The organism is Enterobacter sp. IF2SW-B1 (assembly GCF_001743375.1).
Classification (GTDB): Bacteria; Pseudomonadota; Gammaproteobacteria; order Enterobacterales; family Enterobacteriaceae; genus Enterobacter; species Enterobacter bugandensis.
The window spans coordinates 227,300-244,735 of the sequence record NZ_MJAA01000002.1; the positions used below are offsets into that span (position 1 = coordinate 227,300).

Annotated in this window: 20 protein-coding genes and 1 tRNA gene; 10 read left to right on the forward strand and 11 right to left on the reverse strand. The window is 57.9% G+C overall.

Annotated features, from left to right (window positions below; genetic code table 11):
* Positions 1-137: 137 nt before the first annotated feature.
* From A6013_RS05460 to A6013_RS05495, 8 genes are all read left to right on the forward strand, one after another.
* Entirely contained in the window at positions 138-1,325 is a 1,188-nt protein-coding gene (locus A6013_RS05460; RefSeq protein ID WP_048958915.1) for a phage tail sheath protein, read from the forward strand.
* 11 nt (positions 1,326-1,336) lie between these two features.
* Complete coding sequence (locus A6013_RS05465) at positions 1,337-1,855, forward strand: phage major tail tube protein (protein WP_023309235.1); 519 nt, start codon at positions 1,337-1,339, stop codon at positions 1,853-1,855.
* 56 nt (positions 1,856-1,911) lie between these two features.
* Positions 1,912-2,214, forward strand: a complete 303-nt coding sequence (locus A6013_RS05470; RefSeq protein ID WP_041908050.1) for a phage tail assembly protein — start codon at positions 1,912-1,914, stop codon at positions 2,212-2,214.
* A gap of 32 nt (positions 2,215-2,246) precedes the next feature.
* Positions 2,247-2,366, forward strand: coding sequence for a GpE family phage tail protein (locus A6013_RS05475; protein WP_041908052.1), 120 nt, complete (start codon positions 2,247-2,249; stop codon positions 2,364-2,366).
* A complete protein-coding gene (locus tag A6013_RS05480; RefSeq protein ID WP_069732683.1) occupies positions 2,359-4,638 on the forward strand; it encodes a phage tail tape measure protein in 2,280 nt (759 codons plus the stop codon). Before A6013_RS05475 ends, A6013_RS05480 begins: the two co-directional genes overlap by 8 nt.
* A gap of 11 nt (positions 4,639-4,649) precedes the next feature.
* Positions 4,650-5,114, forward strand: coding sequence for a phage tail protein (locus A6013_RS05485; protein WP_041908056.1), 465 nt, complete (start codon positions 4,650-4,652; stop codon positions 5,112-5,114).
* Positions 5,111-6,259, forward strand: coding sequence for a phage late control D family protein (locus tag A6013_RS05490; protein ID WP_041908058.1), 1,149 nt, complete (start codon positions 5,111-5,113; stop codon positions 6,257-6,259). Before A6013_RS05485 ends, A6013_RS05490 begins: the two co-directional genes overlap by 4 nt.
* 66 nt (positions 6,260-6,325) lie before the next feature.
* Positions 6,326-6,526, forward strand: coding sequence for an ogr/Delta-like zinc finger family protein (locus tag A6013_RS05495; RefSeq protein ID WP_045631357.1), 201 nt, complete (start codon positions 6,326-6,328; stop codon positions 6,524-6,526).
* Positions 6,527-6,609: 83 nt separating this feature from the next.
* On the opposite strand, the gene A6013_RS05500 is transcribed toward A6013_RS05495, so the two are convergent.
* Positions 6,610-6,685: transfer RNA gene (locus A6013_RS05500), tRNA-Ile, on the reverse strand.
* Between the two features lie 124 nt (positions 6,686-6,809).
* Between A6013_RS05500 and mug the strand changes: the two genes are divergently transcribed.
* Positions 6,810-7,316 carry a G/U mismatch-specific DNA glycosylase gene (gene mug / locus A6013_RS05505; protein WP_023333460.1) on the forward strand — a complete coding sequence of 169 codons (507 nt, stop codon included), beginning with the start codon at positions 6,810-6,812 and terminating at the stop codon, positions 7,314-7,316.
* A 102-nt stretch (positions 7,317-7,418) separates the two neighbouring features.
* Here the strand turns inward: mug and rpoD are convergent, their stop codons facing one another.
* The 3 genes from rpoD to rpsU form a co-directional block, all read right to left on the reverse strand.
* Positions 7,419-9,263 (reverse strand): RNA polymerase sigma factor RpoD, encoded by a 1,845-nt coding sequence (gene rpoD / locus A6013_RS05510; RefSeq protein ID WP_028014473.1) that lies wholly within the window; start codon positions 9,261-9,263, stop codon positions 7,419-7,421.
* Positions 9,264-9,416: 153 nt separating this feature from the next.
* Positions 9,417-11,162 (reverse strand): DNA primase, encoded by a 1,746-nt coding sequence (dnaG, locus tag A6013_RS05515; protein ID WP_028014472.1) that lies wholly within the window; start codon positions 11,160-11,162, stop codon positions 9,417-9,419.
* Positions 11,163-11,277: 115 nt separating this feature from the next.
* A complete protein-coding gene (rpsU, locus tag A6013_RS05520) occupies positions 11,278-11,493 on the reverse strand; it encodes a 30S ribosomal protein S21 (protein ID WP_001144069.1) in 216 nt (71 codons plus the stop codon).
* A 236-nt stretch (positions 11,494-11,729) separates the two neighbouring features.
* On the opposite strand from rpsU, the gene tsaD reads away from it, so the two are divergent.
* Positions 11,730-12,743, forward strand: coding sequence for a tRNA (adenosine(37)-N6)-threonylcarbamoyltransferase complex transferase subunit TsaD (gene tsaD / locus A6013_RS05525; protein WP_028014471.1), 1,014 nt, complete (start codon positions 11,730-11,732; stop codon positions 12,741-12,743).
* Positions 12,744-12,790: 47 nt separating this feature from the next.
* Here the strand turns inward: tsaD and ureG are convergent, their stop codons facing one another.
* Genes ureG through A6013_RS05560 form a run of 7 tightly spaced genes read right to left on the reverse strand, consistent with a single transcriptional unit; the run spans position 12,791 to position 17,432 of the window.
* On the reverse strand, positions 12,791-13,408 hold the full coding sequence (gene ureG / locus A6013_RS05530; RefSeq protein ID WP_022651876.1) for an urease accessory protein UreG: 618 nt from the start codon (positions 13,406-13,408) through the stop codon (positions 12,791-12,793).
* 9 nt (positions 13,409-13,417) lie between these two features.
* Positions 13,418-14,092, reverse strand: coding sequence for an urease accessory protein UreF (locus tag A6013_RS05535; protein ID WP_028014469.1), 675 nt, complete (start codon positions 14,090-14,092; stop codon positions 13,418-13,420).
* Positions 14,092-14,631: a HupE/UreJ family protein gene (locus tag A6013_RS05540; protein WP_049138365.1), complete on the reverse strand. Its 540-nt coding sequence runs from the start codon at positions 14,629-14,631 to the stop codon at positions 14,092-14,094. The genes A6013_RS05535 and A6013_RS05540 overlap by 1 nt, the downstream gene beginning before the upstream one ends.
* A gap of 9 nt (positions 14,632-14,640) precedes the next feature.
* The gene (gene ureE / locus A6013_RS05545) at positions 14,641-15,099 is read right to left on the reverse strand and encodes an urease accessory protein UreE (protein ID WP_049138363.1); all 459 of its coding nucleotides are present in this window, start codon (positions 15,097-15,099) and stop codon (positions 14,641-14,643) included.
* A 9-nt stretch (positions 15,100-15,108) separates the two neighbouring features.
* Entirely contained in the window at positions 15,109-16,812 is a 1,704-nt protein-coding gene (gene ureC, locus A6013_RS05550; protein WP_069732684.1) for an urease subunit alpha, read from the reverse strand.
* The gene (locus A6013_RS05555; protein WP_049000594.1) at positions 16,805-17,119 is read right to left on the reverse strand and encodes an urease subunit beta; all 315 of its coding nucleotides are present in this window, start codon (positions 17,117-17,119) and stop codon (positions 16,805-16,807) included. Before A6013_RS05555 ends, ureC begins: the two co-directional genes overlap by 8 nt.
* A gap of 10 nt (positions 17,120-17,129) precedes the next feature.
* Positions 17,130-17,432: an urease subunit gamma gene (locus A6013_RS05560; protein ID WP_041908071.1), complete on the reverse strand. Its 303-nt coding sequence runs from the start codon at positions 17,430-17,432 to the stop codon at positions 17,130-17,132.
* Positions 17,433-17,436: the final 4 nt, after the last annotated feature.

The following is a 17,436-nucleotide window of genomic DNA, read 5'->3' on the forward strand; positions in this document are numbered from 1 at the left end:
TTTTGCCAGAATGGCCTGAGCCCTCCCTCCGGAGGGCTTTTCGTTTGTTGTGTAATCCTTTCCCCAACCCCAATACGTCGCATCAATCGCGCGCTCCACAGACAATAGCCTCACCACTAAACGAAGGAGTTAACCGGATGGGCGATTATCACCACGGCGTGGAAGTTATCGAAATCAACGATGGCACCCGCACCATTTCCACCGTCTCGACGGCAATCATCGGCATGGTCTGTACGGCCAGCGATGCTGACGACAAGACATTTCCTTTAAACGAGCCCGTGCTCATTACCAACGTACAAACTGCGATTGCGAAAGCCGGCAAGGCGGGGACGCTGTCCGCTTCTCTGCAGGCGATCGCCGACCAGTGTAAACCGGTTGTCGTGGTTGTTCGCGTGGCTGAAGGCACTGCAGAGACCCCGGAAGAGGCCCGCAAACAGACCGTTTCCAACATCATCGGTACCACCGATGAAAACGGTAAATACACCGGTCTGAAGGCGCTTCTCACGGCGAAAACGGTGACCGGCGTTAAGCCTCGCATTCTCGGCGTACCGGGGCTGGACTCTCAGGAAGTCGCGACCGCTCTGGCCGCCACGTGCCAGAGCCTGCGCGCGTTTGGCTATGTCAGCGCATGGGGGTGCAAAACCATTTCTGAGGCGATCAACTACCGCAAAAACTTTAGCCAGCGCGAGCTGATGGTTATCCACCCTGATTTTCTGGCGTGGGATACCACTACGAATGCGACGACAATGGCCTGGGCGACCGCCCGTGCGCTTGGCCTGCGTGCCAAAATCGATCAGACAATGGGCTGGCATAAAACCCTGTCAAACGTTGGCGTTAACGGCGTCACTGGCGTAAGCGCTTCGGTCTCCTGGGATCTGCAGGAACAGGCCACCGACGCGAACCTGCTTAACCAGGCTGGCGTCACCACGCTGATTCGCAACGACGGCTTCAAATTCTGGGGTAACCGCACCTGCTCAGACGATCCGTTATTCGTCTTTGAAAACTACACCCGTACCGCGCAGGTGCTGGCCGATACCATGGCGGAAGCGCACGCGTGGGCGATGGATAAACCCATCACGCCAACGCTTATCCGCGACATCGTGTCCGGTATTAATGCCAAGTTCCGCGAGCTGAAAACCAACGGCTATATCGTCGACGGCTCCTGCTGGTATGACCCTGAGTCGAACGACGCATCAACCCTGAAAGCGGGGAAACTGTATATCGATTATGACTACACCCCTGTCCCGCCGCTGGAAAATCTGACCCTGCGCCAGCGCATCACCGATACCTATCTGGCAGACCTGTCAGATTCGGTTAATAGCTAAGGAGCTGAAGCATGGCGTTACCACGCAAACTGAAATATCTGAATATGTTCAATGATGGCCTGAGCTACATGGGCGTTGTTGAGTCCGTCACCTTGCCGAAGCTTACCCGCAAGCTGGAGAAGTATCGCGGCGGCGGTATGCCTGGCTCGGTCTCTGTAGACCTCGGTCTGGACGATGATGCCCTGGCGCTGGAGTGGACCGTTGGCGGTCTTCCGGACGCCGCGCTGTGGGCGCAGTATGCCTCTCCGGGCGCGGACAGCGTGCCGCTGCGCTTTACCGGCTCTTATCAGCGCGATGACACCGGCGAAATTTCCGCCGTCGAAATCGTCATGCGCGGTCGTCATAAAGAGTTTGATGGCGGTGAAAACAAGCAGGGCGAGAGTGGCACCACCAAAATGTCCACCGAGTGCGCCTACTACCAGCTGACCATTGATGGCAAAGAGATCATCGAAATCGACATCATCAACATGGTGCTGAAAGTCGATGGCGTCGATCGCCTGGCAGAACACCGTAAGGCCATCGGCCTGTAACCCTTTAACCGGCCGGGATCGCTGGCCGGTAAGTTAACTTTGTGAAGAGTAACGAAATGGAAAATACCAACGAGATCGCCATGAACGAAAATCCACATATCGTCACGCTTGATAGCCCCGTTCAGCGCGGTGAGCAAAAAATTGAAAAGGTGACCGTTTCAAAACCGAATGCAGGGACCCTGCGAGGGGTATCGCTGGCGTCGCTGGCGCAATCTGACGTAGATGCGCTGATCAAGGTGCTGCCGCGAATGACCTCGCCAGCCCTGACCGAGCATGAGGTTGCGCGCCTGGATGCCTGCGATCTGCTCTCTTTTGCTGGCAAGGTGATCGGTTTTTTGTCACCGGCTTCGGCTCGCTGAAATTTCCTGAAAATCTGTCGGTCGACGATCTGATGGCGGATATCGCGGTGATATTTCACTGGCCGCCGTCAGAGCTGTACACCCTGAGCGTGACCGAACTCCTCTTATGGCGCGAAAAAGCGCTGCAGCGAAGCGGAAACCACCATGAGTAATAATGTCAGACTTCAGGAATTGCTTAAGGCTGTCGACCGGGCAACCCGACCGCTTAACGCTCTCCATAACGCCAGCCTCACTCTCGCGAACGATATCCGCGATGCGCAGGTGGCGCTCGGGGCACTCGATGAGCAGGCGGGGCGTATCAACGGCTTCAGGAAAGCAAACGGCCAGCTCGCCATGACGGAGCAGTCCCTTGCTCATGCGAAACAGCAGGCAGCGGCGCTGGCGGTGCAGTTTAAAAACACGCAAAACCCCACCCTGGCACAGGCTGATGCGCTGTCCGCGGCCCGAAAATCGGCAGCCGACCTTAAGCTTGAGTACAACAGCCTACGCCATTCGGTACAGCGTCAGCGTGCTGAGCTCGCGCGGGCGGGGATAAACACGCGCACGCTTTCGTCGGACGAGCGTCGTCTACGAACCAACATCAGCGAAAAAACGCAGCAGCTTAACCGGCAGCGGGATGCGCTGTCCCGCGTCAACCAGCAGCAGGAGCGGCTGAGTACCGTTCAGAACCGCTACGAGTCAGGCAAGCGCGCTATCTCGCGAGTCCAGCAACTGGCTAATGCGGGCGTGAGTATGGCAAAAGCGGGCTTTGACCAGACGTCCCGCTTTATGGCGCCAGGCATCAGTTTTGAAAAACAGATGCCTGCCATTCAGGCAAACCTTGGCCTGGAGAAGGGAGACCTCCGGCTTGAGGCCATTCGCCGGCAGGCACGGGAAGTTAGTGTTAGCACCGGAACGCCTGCGGATGCGGTCGTCCGGACACAGAGCGAACTGGCCCGTTCAGGCTATGACGCCGATGGAGTGCTTGCGGCCACTGTGCCAACGATCAACCTCAGTCAGGCGGGGAATATCGACGCTGCAAAAGCGGCCGATATTATCAGCAGCACGCAGGCCGCGTATAACCTGGCAGATGCAGATGCCGGACGCATCGCAGACGTGCTTACGCGCGGTTTTACCTCTTCGAATACCAGCCTCGCTGATATGGCGGCGGCCCTGAACGCCGCTGCGCCAGCCGCGGACGCCGCTGGTATGGGGCTTGAAGAGACAACGGCGCGGCTTGGCGTTCTGGCGGAAAAGGGGATGTACGGTGCCTCCGCCGGGGACGCGCTCAGCGCGATGTTGCGCCATGTTCAGACTCCGGATGCCATAAAAGCCGCAGGGGCGCTGGTTTCCGCCGCGGGTGATGGATCGCTTGATGAAAAACGTAAGCAGCTGCAGGGGGCAAAGGGCAGTACCGCGCTCGCGGCTTCCGTTCAGACCGATAATCTTGACGGCGATATCAACCGATTCCAGGCCGCGTGGAGCGGGTTGAAGATTGACGTGTTCGATAAAGCAGATGGCGCTCTCCGCAACCTGATAACAACCGCAACCGGCTGGCTCAGCACGGCCACCCTTTGGGTGAATGCCAACCCTGAGCTGACGCAGACCCTGGCCAGCATTGTTGTCGGCGCGCAGGCGTTTGCTGGCGTACTGGGCGGCGTAGGAACGGTTATCGCCCCGGTTCTGACGGGCGTCAATATGGTTATTACCGCGGCCGGGATGTTGGGAACGGTGTTCAGCGTAGTGGGGGGCGCCATCATGACGGTGCTGGGTGCCCTTAGCTGGCCGGTGATTGCCCTTGGCGCGGCGATTGCCGCCGGAGCCTTGCTGATTTTTAAATACTGGGAACCCATCAGCGCCTTCTTTGGCGGGGTGATGGAAGGGCTTTCGACGGCCTTCGCACCGCTGGGGGCGATATTCTCACCGGTGATAACGGTATTTGATGCTATCTCGGAGAAGCTGGGCGGTATCTGGCAATGGTTCACCGATTTGGTTGCGCCGATCAAGGCGACGCAGGAAACGCTGGATGGCTGTAAAAATGCTGGCGTGATTTTTGGGCAGGCGTTGGGCGATGCGTTAACGGCACCGCTTGATCTATTTAACAGCCTGAGCGGCAAGGCCAGCTGGCTGCTGGAGAAACTCGGTCTTATCAAAAACGAGTCGGGGAATCTCGACTCCGCTGCGGCAAAAGCAGAAGCGGCATCCTCTCCTGTGGGCAGCTCTTATATTCCGGGTACGGGGACCTATGGCGGTTACCAGGGGTATCAGCCAACCATCGCCACAGGGGGACGCTCTTACGTCGATCAGAGTAAAAGCGAGTACAACATTACGCTGCAGGGAGGCACGGCCTCCGGAATGGATCTGACGCGTCAAATCCGGGAGGCAATAGATAACATTGAACAGGATAAAGCGAGACGGCAGCAATCCAGCTTTATGTATGGTTGAGGAGAGAGAAAATGTTAATGGTGCTGGGTCTGTTTGTCTTTGAACGACGAACCTTACCGTATCAGACAATGCAGTTTACAAAGGACTACCGCTGGGCGTCCAACGATCGCATCGGGAAGCCCAAAGCCTGGCAATATCTTGGCGAAGGTGAGACCTCCTTTAGCCTCACCGGAGTACTTTACCCGGAGCTGACGGGAGGGCGGCTTTCTCTCAAGGCGGTTGAGCTGATGGCGAATGAAGGGCGGGCATGGCCGTTGATAGATGGTACCGGCATCATTCACGGCATGTTTATCATTGAGAAAGTCACGCACACGCATTCGGATTTTTACAGTGATGGTACCGCGCGAAAAATTGAATTTTCCCTGTCGCTAAAACGCGTGGACGAATCGCTGATGAAGATGTTTGGCGATCTGAGAACGCAGGCTGAAGAGCTGGTGACGAGCGCACGTAATAGCATTGGAGGGCTGGTGGGATGATCGCCGAGATGAATATCCGGGCGGGCGGCAAAATCGCCCCTGACTTTATGCTTAAGCTTAACGACCGTGATATCACGCAAAATTTCAGCCACCGCCTTATCAGTTTATCTATGACCGACAAACGTGGGCTGGAAGCCGATCAGCTGGATATTCAACTGGATGATTCCGATGGGCTGTTAGACCTGCCAGCCCGGGGAGCAACGCTCTCCTTATGGCTGGGGTGGGAGGGAGCTCCGCTCCAGCCGAAAGGGAACTTCACGATCGACACAATTGAATTTCGGGGGGCGCCGGACACCCTGACCATTCGGGGATGCAGCGCGGATTTTCGTGGGAAGCTAAACGTGCGGCGCGAACAGTCGTGGCATGACACGACGATCGGCGCGATAGTCACTACTATTGCTCAGCGGAACCAGTTGACCACAAGCGTTGCGGCTGGGCTTTCATCCATTGCCATTTCTCATATTGACCAGTCTCAGGAGACTGACGCGGCGTTTCTCACCCGCCTGGCCGAACGCAATGGTGCATTTGTTTCCATCAAAGCCGGGAAGGTCATTTTCATGAAAGCGGGCCAGGCCGTGACGGCCAGCGGCACAGCGATTCCCTTAATGATGATTGAACGTGGGGATGGCGATCGGCACCTTTTTTCCGTCGCCGACCGTGAAAGTTATTCCGGCGTGACGGCCAAATGGCTGCAAACGCGCGATCCAAAACAGCAGAATCCTCAATTGAGTATTAATCGCCAGATTGGGGGGCAGCCCACAGAGGTGCTACAGCATCCGGATGCCGCCGCGTCGGGAGCTAAAGGCATGGAGCCGAAGCCGCAAGAGAGGCTGGTGGGATCGGCGGAGAACGTGTTTGAGCTTGCTACGGTGTATGCATCTGAAGAGCAGGCGCTCAGGGCTGCGGAGGCGAAGTGGCGCGCGCTTCAGCGGGGAACTGTGAAATTTTCTATCCAGCTGGCGCTGGGGCGAGCCGATCTGTTTCCCGAAACGCCGGTGCTGGTTAACGGCTTTAAACGAGTCATTGACGAGCAGGCGTGGATCATCAGCGAAGTGGTTCATACGCTGAGCGGGAGTGGATTTACCACGCAGCTTAACCTTGAGCTGAACGTCACCGACGAAAAGTTTTCTGTGGATAGAGAGTAATTCATTTGCCATTACGTTGTTTTTGAGTATTATTGATTCACATAAAGTGAATTAAACGGAGGGTATATGTTTCATTGTCCTAAGTGCAAGCATTCAGCGCATGCGCGTACCAGTCGCTATTTAAGTGAAAACACCAAAGAGCGCTATCATCAGTGCACCAATGTGGACTGCAGCTGTACGTTCGTGACGATGGAATCCGTGGAGCGTCTGATTGCAACTCCTGGCGCCTCTGAACGTGTCCGAACGGCTTCGATGAGCCACGGTTAACGGCGGTGCCACCGGCTCATAAAAAACCAATAAAAAAGCCACTCAATCGAGTGGCTTAATTCTTTGATTCTACATCTAAAATTTGGTGGCCCCTGCTGGACTTGAACCAGCGACCAAGCGATTATGAGTCGCCTGCTCTAACCACTGAGCTAAGGGGCCGTGGCGGTGAATTATAAAGTAACTCCCCGCAGCAATCCAGCCATTCACACCTGCCTGCTGTTTTTATAAACAACGCATTATCAATCCTTTATACTTCCATTACGACGTATCAGCGGGAGTAAAGATGATCAACGACATTCTGGCCCCTGGCCTGAGGGTGGTGTTTTGCGGAATCAATCCGGGAAAGTCCTCGGCGCACACCGGCTTTCACTTCGCCCATCCGGGCAATCGCTTCTGGAAGGTGATCTACCAGGCCGGGTTTACCGACAGGTTACTCAAGCCGGAAGAGGAGCAGCACCTGCTGGACACGCGCTGCGGAATTACCATGTTGGTCGAGCGGCCGACGGTACAGGCAAGCGAGGTCAACCTGCATGAGCTGCGCAGCGGCGGGCGGGAACTGGTGAAGAAGATTGAAGACTATCAGCCCGCCGCGCTGGCGATCCTCGGTAAGCAGGCCTACGAGCAGGCGTTCAGCCAGCGCGGGGCTAAGTGGGGTAAGCAGAGCATCACCATTGGCGTTACGCAGGTGTGGGTGTTGCCGAATCCTAGCGGGCTCAACAGAGCGACGCTGGATAAGCTGGTGGAGGCCTACAGGGAGCTGGATGAGGCGCTGATGGTGCGGGGGCTTTAGCTCCTTTGCGGCCTGATGCCCTCACCCTGGCCCTCTCCCACGGGGAGAGGGAATAAACAAAAAAAAAGCTCCCGATTGGGAGCTTTTTGCTGTTTACCAGGATTAGTCGTCCAGGAAGCTACGCAGCACTTCAGAGCGGCTTGGATGACGCAGCTTACGCAGCGCCTTCGCTTCGATCTGACGGATACGTTCGCGTGTCACGTCGAACTGTTTACCCACTTCTTCCAGCGTGTGGTCGGTATTCATGTCGATACCGAAACGCATACGCAGCACTTTTGCTTCACGGGCGGTCAGGCCAGCCAGAACGTCGTGAGTGGCGGCACGCAGGCTCTCGGTTGTAGCCGAGTCCAGCGGCAGCTCGAGGGTGGTATCCTCGATGAAATCCCCCAGATGCGAATCTTCATCGTCACCGATTGGTGTTTCCATGGAGATTGGCTCTTTGGCGATCTTCAGCACTTTACGGATCTTGTCTTCCGGCATCAGCATGCGCTCGGCCAGCTCTTCCGGCGTCGGCTCGCGGCCCATCTCCTGCAGCATCTGGCGGGAGATACGGTTGAGCTTGTTGATGGTCTCAATCATATGAACCGGAATACGGATGGTGCGTGCCTGGTCCGCGATAGAGCGGGTGATCGCCTGACGGATCCACCATGTCGCGTAAGTAGAGAACTTATAACCACGACGGTATTCAAACTTATCTACCGCTTTCATCAGACCGATGTTGCCTTCCTGAATCAGATCCAGGAACTGCAGACCGCGGTTGGTGTATTTCTTAGCGATAGAGATAACCAGACGCAAGTTCGCCTCAACCATCTCTTTCTTCGCACGGCGCGCTTTCGCTTCACCGATGGACATACGACGGTTGATGTCTTTGACCTGCTCGATGGTCAGGCCGGTCTCTTCTTCAATTTGCTGCAGCTTCTGCAGACCGCGATAGACATCGTCCTTCACGTCGTGCAGTTTTTCAGACCACGGCTTGTTCATCGCGATAGCCGCGTTGAACCAGGTTTCGCTGGTTTCGTTGCCGGTGAAGAGGGTGATGAAGTTCTTCTTCGGCATTTTGCACTGCTCAACGCACAGCTTCATGATGATGCGTTCCTGGGTGCGTACGCGATCCATCATCACGCGCATGCTGTTTACCAGGTAGTCGAACTGTTTTGGCACCAGGCGGAACTGTTTGAATACTTCAGACAGCTTAAGGATCTCTTCCTGAGCGGCGGCATGGCTGCGGCCTTTCGCTTTGATGGTGTCACGCGTTACTTCGTACTGGGTACGCAGCTCGGCAAACTTCTCGCGCGCCAGTTCCGGGTCGATGCTGTTGTCATCGTCCGCGCTGTCGTCGTCTTCTTCCTCATCTTCATCTTCGTCGTCATCCATCTCTTCCTGAGACAGCTCAGAACCGACGTGAGTGGCGGTAGGAGCCATATCTTCTTCAGCGTTCGGGTCGACAAAACCGGTGATCAGGTCAGACAGGCGCGCTTCTTCCGCTTCAACGCGATCGTACTGCTCCAGCAGATAGGTAATCGCTTCCGGGTATTCGGCAACAGAGCACTGAACCTGGTTGATCCCGTCTTCGATGCGTTTTGCGATGTCAATTTCGCCTTCGCGGGTCAACAGTTCAACGGTACCCATTTCGCGCATGTACATGCGGACCGGGTCAGTGGTACGCCCGATTTCAGATTCCACGCTGGACAGGACCTGTGCAGCAGCTTCTTCCGCATCTTCGTCAGTGTTGTTGGAGGTTTCAGCCAGCAACAGATCATCGGCATCCGGTGCTTCTTCCATCACCTGAATGCCCATGTCATTGATCATTTGGATGATGTCTTCGATCTGGTCTGAATCGACGATATCTTCCGGCAGATGGTCATTGACCTCGGCATAGGTCAGATAGCCTTGCTCCTTACCGCGTTGGACAAGAAGTTTCAGCTGTGACTGCGGGTTTTGCTCCATAAGACGGTATCCACACTTAATTCGTTTGATTGGTGTCGGCGATGGTGCTGCCAACCTTTAAAGCGAGGGCGTACTTATATTTTTGCCGCTGCCTCTCAGTGCGGCTGCCGGGGGCTTCCCGATCGATATTCGGCACTTAAGCCGTTAAATTTTTTATTTCTTCGCCAGTTCCTGGTTAATCATCCAGAGCTCCCGGCGTTCTTCGCTGCTTAAGCCATGGGTGCGCTCGCGAGCTATCAACTCTTCCTGGCGCAACTCAAGCATCGAATCAAACATATGGTTGAGCGAGTCGGTGAACGTTTTTTCTGCAATTTCCTTATCTGCTATATCGTCCCACATCGACAGTTTTTCAAGGGTAGCGGCCTCTTTTGTGCCGCGATAATGCTCTAAAAGTTGTCCGGTGGTCAGACCTGGCTGAGACAAACAAGTGTTGACCAGTTCTGAAAATAAGCCAAGTCCGGGCAACTTTTCGTGGTTCAAACCCGCCAGCGACGGCACTTGCGGAGCAAGTTCGGGGTTTTGCACCAGTAACCCTATCAGTATACGCATGGTTGTGCGTTTTAGCTGAGGCGCGGGGCGAACCGTGCCGTTTTCAGCCTGTTTAGGCATTAAACGTTCAAGCTGGCTGTCATCCAGGATACCGAGCTTGTTGCCTAACTCCTGACGCAGATAGATGCGCAGCGTTTCGCCGGGCACCTGGCTGATTAACGGCAGCGCCAGAGTACTGAGCTGCGCGCGCCCGTCAGGGGTACTCAAATCCACCTGCGGCATTAGGCTGTTAAACAGAAACGTGGAGAGCGGCTGTGCCTGCTCCATCCGCGCTTCGAATGCCGCTTTGCCCTCTTTACGCACCAGCGTATCCGGGTCTTCACCGTCGGGCAGGAACATAAAGCGTAGCTGACGTCCGTCGGTCATATACGGCAGCGCGGTTTCCAGCGCTCGCCAGGCGGCGTCGCGTCCGGCTCGGTCACCGTCGTAACAGCAGATGACGTTGTTGGTCACCCTGAACAGCAGTTGAATATGATCGGCAGTGGTGGACGTACCTAACGACGCAACCGCGTAGTTAATGTCGTACTGCGCCAGCGCAACGACGTCCATATAGCCTTCGACGACCAGCAGACGCGGAGGTTCCGCATTGTCCTGCTGCGCCTCATAAAGACCGTACAACTGGCGGCCCTTATGGAAAATATCGGTTTCCGGAGAGTTGAGGTATTTCGGCAGGGCATCACCCAGCACGCGACCACCAAAACCAATTACCCGGCCACGCTTGTCGCGGATCGGGAACATCACCCGTTCACGGAAGCGGTCGTAGCTTCGTCCCTGGTCGTTAGTGACCAGCATGCCTGCGTCGATGAGGGATTTACGATCTTCGCTATTGCCGCCAAAACGCTTTAACACGTTGTCCCAGCCGGGCGGGGCGTAACCAATAGCGAAACGCGCAATCACATCGTCGCTCAGTCCGCGCTTGTTCAGATACTGACGCGCAGGCTCAGCCGCAGAGTGCTTAAGAGACTGTTGGTAAAACGAATTCAGGCCATCCATCAGTTGATACAGCGTTTGCCGCTGATGGCGCTCGATCTGACTTGGCCCACTGCCTGCTTCATACGGCACTTCAAGATTATGCATCGCCGCCAGTTCTTCGACGGTTTCAACGAACTCGAGCTTGTCGTAGTTCATTAAAAAATCGACGGCATTACCGTGTGCGCCACAGCCGAAGCAATGGTAAAACTGCTTTTCACCGTTTACGGTGAAGGAGGGGGTTTTTTCGTTATGGAACGGACAGCACGCATGGTAGTTCTTGCCCTGCTTTTTCAGCTTTACCCGCGCGTCGATGAGATCGACGATGTCGGTTCTGGCGAGCAGGTCATTGATGAAAACGCGTGGGATTCTTCCGGCCATATGCCCCAAAAATTTAAGCGACTTATAAACGAAAACAAGCCGCGCATTCCTTCCGGAAGCACGGCCTTACGACTACTACTCTGTCTGTCAATTGAGGGCGTTGGCCCTCAACAGATTAGTACAGACGAGTACGGCGTGCGTTTTCGCGAGCCAGTTTCTTCGCGTGACGTTTCACAGCGGAAGCTTTAGCGCGCTTACGTTCGGTCGTTGGTTTTTCATAAAACTCACGACGACGAACTTCAGCCAGAACACCTGCTTTCTCGCATGAACGTTTGAAGCGACGCAGTGCTACGTCGAACGGCTCGTTTTCACGTACTTTAATTACCGGCATGTAACTCTCACCTTTAATAAATTCGGTTTGCCGCTGGCATCAACGCCAGCTTATTTCAAAATGGTGCGGAATTTTACTGCAAATGCTGCTGCTTTGTAAAGCACCGATGCGATTTTGAAAGGGACTTTAATAAGGGGGAGGAGTATACACGAGCCTTCTTCCTGGGGCGAACAAAGTTTTACATCAACCCGCCCAGGCTCTACACTGCGCGGTATTGAAACGAGGTAAAACAAGTCATGCGTGTACTGGGTATTGAAACATCCTGCGATGAAACCGGCATCGCCATTTACGACGACGAAAAAGGGCTTCTGGCCAACCAGCTGTATAGTCAGGTGAAATTGCACGCTGACTACGGCGGCGTCGTACCTGAACTGGCCTCTCGTGACCACGTGCGTAAAACGGTTCCCCTGATTCAGGCGGCGCTGAAAGAGGCCGGATTAAGCTCAACCGATATTGACGCCGTAGCCTATACCGCAGGGCCGGGTCTGGTCGGTGCGCTGCTGGTCGGCGCGACGGTAGGGCGTTCGCTGGCCTTCGCGTGGGACGTTCCCGCCATTCCGGTTCACCACATGGAAGGGCATCTTCTGGCACCGATGCTGGAAGAGAATCCGCCCGAATTCCCGTTCGTGGCGCTGCTGGTCTCCGGTGGGCATACCCAGCTGATTAGCGTAACGGGTATTGGCAAGTACGAGCTGCTGGGCGAGTCGATCGACGACGCCGCCGGCGAAGCGTTCGATAAAACCGCCAAGCTGCTGGGTCTGGATTACCCAGGCGGCCCGATGCTCTCTAAAATGGCGTCGCAGGGAACGGAAGGGCGCTTTGTTTTCCCGCGCCCGATGACCGACCGTCCGGGGCTGGACTTCAGCTTCTCCGGGCTGAAAACCTTCGCGGCCAACACGATCCGCAATAACGACGACAGCGACCAGACCCGCGCCGATATCGCCCGCGCGTTTGAAGACGCGGTGGTGGATACGCTGATGATCAAGTGCAAGCGCGCGCTGGATCAGACCGGGTTTAAGCGTCTGGTGATGGCGGGCGGCGTCAGCGCCAACCGCACGCTGCGCGCGAAGCTTGCGGAGATGATGCAAAAGCGTCGCGGGGAAGTGTTCTATGCGCGTCCGGAATTCTGTACCGATAACGGGGCGATGATCGCCTACGCCGGTATGGTGCGCCTGAATGCGGGGGCAACGTCCGACCTGAGCGTGTCCGTGCGTCCGCGCTGGCCGCTGGCGGAACTGCCTGAGGCGTAACCCCCTCACCCTAACCCTCTCCCCACAGGGGAGAGGGAAATTTACGACTACACCCGCAGCATCCCTTTCTCTTCCAGAAACGCAATAATCGTCCCCAGACCGTCACCCGCCTTCAGGTTGGTAAAGGTCCACGGGCGCTCGCCGCGCATGCGGTTGGTATCACGCTCCATCACCTCCAGCGACGCACCGACGTACGGCGCGAGGTCAGTTTTGTTGATCACCAGAAAATCGGATTTGGTGATCCCCGGTCCGCCCTTGCGCGGGATTTTTTCCCCTTCGGCCACGTCGATCACGTAAATAGTCAGGTCCGCCAGCTCCGGGCTGAAGGTCGCGCTCAGGTTGTCGCCGCCGCTTTCAACGAAGATCAGATCCAGATTACCGAACTTCTCGCTGAGTGCTTCTACCGCCGCGAGGTTCATTGAGGCATCTTCGCGGATGGCGGTATGCGGGCAGCCGCCCGTCTCCACGCCCACGATGCGCTCCGGCTCAAGCGCGCCCGCCTCGGTGAGGATGCGCTGATCCTCTTTGGTGTAGATATCATTGGTCACCACCGCCAGATGGTACGTGTCGCGCATTGCCTTGCAGAGCGCTTCCAGCAGGGCGGTTTTGCCCGAGCCTACCGGGCCGCCCACGCCAACGCGCAGGGGATGTTTGTAATCAGCCATGTTGACTCCTCAGGAACGGAATAGTCGTGAATATTGTGTTTCGTGGCGCGCGGAGGCGATGGCCGACAGTGGCGTAGCTGCCCCCAGCGCGTCGTCGCCACGTAAAAATGCCTGTTCAAACCCGGCGGCAAAATGGTCGCTCAGCTCGATAATCAGCTGCTGCGCCGCCTGCTGTCCGAAGGGGACGAGCTTGACGCCCGCCATCACTGCGCTCTCTATCCAGCTGTAGCCGAGGCTCAGCGCCAGCTCGCGCGCGCCAATGCCCCAGCGCACGCCGAGCCACGCCATGCCGCAGAGCTGGCTCTGTGCAAACAGCGGCAGCCACTCTGCCGGGCAGTTCGGCTCCCAGCTTTTAATCAGGCGCGTAAAGGCCGCACCACGGTTGCGCTCCTCTTCGCGCAGCTCGCGCGTTTCCCGGCAGGCGAGCAAATATGCCGTCCAGCGTTTTGCTGCCGCGACGTCCTGCTGTTCGCAGGCCCGGAACAGCCGGATAAACATCGGCAGATCGACGCAGAAAAAGCTTTGCTCCATCTGCTGGATCTGCCAGCGCCTGAAGGCGTCGGTGCTCGTAACCCAGCCCGCCTCAACGGCCCACTCCAGCCCCTGCGACCAGGTAAACGACCCGACCGGCAGGCTGCTGCTGGAGAGCTGCATCAGGCGCAGCCGCTGGCGGGCATGCTCCATCAGCTCATCAGCGCCAGCAGGGCGGAGACGATCAACCCGCCGCCGAAGGTTTTACGCAGCCCGTCGTGACGGCGCAGCAGCAAGCCTGCGGCGAAACTGGCGCACAGCACCGTCGCGCTGGCGAACATAAACCCGCTAGTGAACAGCCAAAAGCTGTGGCCAGACATCTCCACGCCGTGCGCCCAGCCGTGGAACATCGCCAGGGCAGGTACCGCCAGCAGCAGGCGGTTTTCAGTTTTAAACATCATCACGCCGCAGACCGCCAGCGAGGCGATAATCAGCATCTCCATGCCGCTAAAGCCGCCGAGCAGGCTGCCCGCAACGGCGCCGACAAGCATCATGCCGAGAGTGGCAAACGGCAGCAGGAGCTTGCGGCCGCTCAGGGCAGACAGCACGCCAGCCCCGGTCAGCATCAGCAGGTGATCCAGCCCGGTCAGCGGATGGAAAAAACCAGCCTGAAAGCTGTCGGCGCCGTGGCCGGGATGCGCGAGCGCGGGAACGGAAAAAGCCAGCAGTAATAGCGGTAAATACTTGCGCATGATTGATCCTTAATGTGAATGAGCGTGAGAGTGACTGTGGGCATCGCTAGTGTAAGCGCCCGCTTCCGGTTCAAACGGCAGGCTGGCGAAGGTTACCTCCAGCCCGAACTGGCGCAGCATGTCGTCGAGAACGTGATCGTGGTGATAACGCAGCTCGCCGGGCATGACCTGCAGCGGCACGTGGCGGTTGCCCAGGTGGTAGCAGGCGCGGGCGAGCAGGAACGGATCGGCGCAGCGCACCACGGAAACCGACTCCGGGGCGGCGATCACTTCGATCACTTCGCTGCCGTCGTCGGTGGTCAACAGGTCGCCCCCGCGCAGCAGCAGGCCGCGCGGCAGCATCAGTCCGGCTTCGCGCCCGTCGTTAAGCGCCACGCGGGCGCGGCTTTTCACCCGCACGTCAATCGGCAGCGTGACGCTGGCGGTGATCGGGTGCGCGTGGTCCAGACGTTGGGTCAAATAGATCATCTTCACTCCTCAAAACAGGAAATAGCGTTGCGCCATCGGCAGAACGTCGGCCGGTTCGCTGGTTATCAGCTCGCCGTTGACGCGCACCTCGTAGGTTTGCGCGTCAACGGTGATATTCGGCTGTAAATCGTTGTGGATCATGTCGGCCTTTTTCACCGTCCGGCAGCCTTTTACCACCGCCGTGGCGCTCTGCAGGCTGAGCTGCTGCGGGATGCCGTTCGCGTGGGCCGCCTGAGAAACAAACGTCAGCCGCGTGGCGTGACGTGCGGCGCCCAGCGCGCCAAACATCGGGCGGTAATGCACCGGCTGCGGCGTGGGGATCGAGGCGTTGATGTCGCCCATCGGCGCGCAGGCGATCATCCCGCCTTTGACTATGGTGTCCGGTTTTACGCCAAAGAAGGCGGGGGACCAGACCACCAGATCCGCCAGCTTGCCCGCCTCAATCGAACCGACTTCATGGGCGATGCCGTGGGTCAGTGCCGGGTTGATGGTGTATTTGGCGACATAGCGCTTCACCCGGAAGTTGTCGTTATCGCCCGTCTCTTCCGGCAGCGCGCCGCGCTGGACCTTCATGCGGTGCGCCACCTGCCAGGTGCGGATAATCACTTCCCCGACGCGGCCCATGGCCTGCGAATCTGACGAGGTGAGCGAGAACGCGCCGATATCGTGCAGCACGTCTTCCGCAGCGATGGTCTCCCGGCGAATGCGGGATTCGGCAAACGCCACGTCCTCGGCGATATCCGGGTCAAGGTGATGGCAAACCATCAGCATGTCGAGGTGCTCGTCGATGGTGTTCACCGTGTAGGGCAAGGTCGGGTTGGTGGAAGAGGGCAGAATATTCGGGTGCGCGCAGGCGGTGATGATATCCGGCGCGTGGCCGCCGCCCGCGCCTTCGGTGTGGAAGGTGTGGATCGTGCGCCCGCCGATGGCCGCCAGCGTGTCTTCGACAAACCCGGACTCGTTCAGCGTGTCGCTGTGCAGCGCCACCTGAATATCCATCTCTTCGGCCACCTCCAGCGAGCAGTTGATCGCCGCGGGCGTCGCGCCCCAGTCTTCGTGGATCTTCAGCCCGATGGCGCCGGCGGCGATCTGCTCGCGCAGGGCATCCGGGTTGGAGCCGTTACCTTTGCCGAGCAGGCCAATATTCACCGGCAGCGTATCGGCGGCCTGCAGCATGCGGGCGATATACCACGGCCCCGGCGTGCAGGTGGTGGCGTTGGTGCCCGCCGCCGGTCCGGTGCCGCCGCCAATCATGGTGGTGACGCCGGAGACCAGCGCCTCTTCCGCCTGCTGCGGGCAGATCCAGTGGATGTGGGTGTCGATCCCGCCAGCGGTGACGATCTTCCCCTCGGCGGCAATCACTTCCGTCGCAGCGCCGATCGGGATCGTCACGCCGGGCTGAATGTCCGGGTTCCCGGCTTTGCCGACGGCGAAGATCCGCCCGTTCTTCACGCCGATATCGGCCTTCACGATCCCCCAGTGGTCGACGATCAGCGCGTTGGTGAGCACCAGATCCACGCAGCCGTCAGCGGTCATCTGCCCCTGGCCCATGCCGTCGCGGATCACCTTCCCGCCGCCGAACTTGACCTCTTCGCCGTAGACCGTGAGATCGTCTTCCACTTCGATCCACAGCTCGCTGTCCGCCAGCCGCACTTTATCCCCGGTAGTGGGGCCGAACATGTCGGCATACGCCTGACGTGAAATTTCAGCCATGTTTCACCTCGCCCATGACCTCGCCGCGAAAGCCAAAAATGCGCTGCGCGCCCGTCACCTGTACCAGCGTCACCTCTCGCTTCTGGCCTGGCTCGAAGCGCACGGCGGTGCCCGCCGGAATGTTCAGCCGGTAGCCCCTGGTGGCTTCGCGATCAAACTTCAGCGCCGGGTTGACCTCGTAAAAGTGATAGTGCGATCCCACCTGGATCGGCCTGTCGCCGTGGTTTTCCACAATCACGCTTTGAGTGTCTCGCCCGACGTTGATCGCAATAGTGCCGGGCTGGATCTGGTATTCACCTGGGATCATCACGTGCTCCTTACACGATCGGGTTGTGGACGGTGACGAGCTTGGAGCCGTCCGGGAAGGTGGCTTCCACCTGAATATCCGGGATCATCTCCGGCACGCCCTCCATCACCTGATCGCGCGTCAGGACGTGGCGGCCCGCCTCCATCAGCGCGGCGACGGTTTCGCCGTCGCGCGCGCCTTCCATGATGAAGGCGCTGATCAACGCGACCGATTCCGGGTAGTTGAGCTTTACCCCGCGCGCAAGGCGGCGTTCGGCAACCAGCGCGGCGGTAAACAGCAACAGCTTGTCTTTTTCTCTGGGGGTCAGTTCCATAACG

Excerpts from the sequence above, each read along its gene's own strand:
- A6013_RS05460 (WP_048958915.1), top strand. The coding sequence starts at position 138 with ATGGGCGATTATCACCACGGCGTGGAAGTTATCGAAATCAACGATGGC.
- A6013_RS05465 (WP_023309235.1), top strand. The coding sequence starts at position 1,337 with ATGGCGTTACCACGCAAACTGAAATATCTGAATATGTTCAATGATGGC.
- A6013_RS05470 (WP_041908050.1), top strand. The coding sequence starts at position 1,912 with ATGGAAAATACCAACGAGATCGCCATGAACGAAAATCCACATATCGTC.
- A6013_RS05475 (WP_041908052.1), top strand. The coding sequence starts at position 2,247 with ATGGCGGATATCGCGGTGATATTTCACTGGCCGCCGTCAGAGCTGTAC.
- A6013_RS05480 (WP_069732683.1), top strand. The coding sequence starts at position 2,359 with ATGAGTAATAATGTCAGACTTCAGGAATTGCTTAAGGCTGTCGACCGG.
- A6013_RS05485 (WP_041908056.1), top strand. The coding sequence starts at position 4,650 with ATGTTAATGGTGCTGGGTCTGTTTGTCTTTGAACGACGAACCTTACCG.
- A6013_RS05490 (WP_041908058.1), top strand. The coding sequence starts at position 5,111 with ATGATCGCCGAGATGAATATCCGGGCGGGCGGCAAAATCGCCCCTGAC.
- A6013_RS05495 (WP_045631357.1), top strand. The coding sequence starts at position 6,326 with ATGTTTCATTGTCCTAAGTGCAAGCATTCAGCGCATGCGCGTACCAGT.
- mug (WP_023333460.1), top strand. The coding sequence starts at position 6,810 with ATGATCAACGACATTCTGGCCCCTGGCCTGAGGGTGGTGTTTTGCGGA.
- rpoD (WP_028014473.1), bottom strand. The coding sequence starts at position 9,263 with ATGGAGCAAAACCCGCAGTCACAGCTGAAACTTCTTGTCCAACGCGGT.
- dnaG (WP_028014472.1), bottom strand. The coding sequence starts at position 11,162 with ATGGCCGGAAGAATCCCACGCGTTTTCATCAATGACCTGCTCGCCAGA.
- rpsU (WP_001144069.1), bottom strand. The coding sequence starts at position 11,493 with ATGCCGGTAATTAAAGTACGTGAAAACGAGCCGTTCGACGTAGCACTG.
- tsaD (WP_028014471.1), top strand. The coding sequence starts at position 11,730 with ATGCGTGTACTGGGTATTGAAACATCCTGCGATGAAACCGGCATCGCC.
- ureG (WP_022651876.1), bottom strand. The coding sequence starts at position 13,408 with ATGGCTGATTACAAACATCCCCTGCGCGTTGGCGTGGGCGGCCCGGTA.
- A6013_RS05535 (WP_028014469.1), bottom strand. The coding sequence starts at position 14,092 with ATGGAGCATGCCCGCCAGCGGCTGCGCCTGATGCAGCTCTCCAGCAGC.
- A6013_RS05540 (WP_049138365.1), bottom strand. The coding sequence starts at position 14,631 with ATGCGCAAGTATTTACCGCTATTACTGCTGGCTTTTTCCGTTCCCGCG.
- ureE (WP_049138363.1), bottom strand. The coding sequence starts at position 15,099 with ATGATCTATTTGACCCAACGTCTGGACCACGCGCACCCGATCACCGCC.
- ureC (WP_069732684.1), bottom strand. The coding sequence starts at position 16,812 with ATGGCTGAAATTTCACGTCAGGCGTATGCCGACATGTTCGGCCCCACT.
- A6013_RS05555 (WP_049000594.1), bottom strand. The coding sequence starts at position 17,119 with ATGATCCCAGGTGAATACCAGATCCAGCCCGGCACTATTGCGATCAAC.
- A6013_RS05560 (WP_041908071.1), bottom strand. The coding sequence starts at position 17,432 with ATGGAACTGACCCCCAGAGAAAAAGACAAGCTGTTGCTGTTTACCGCC.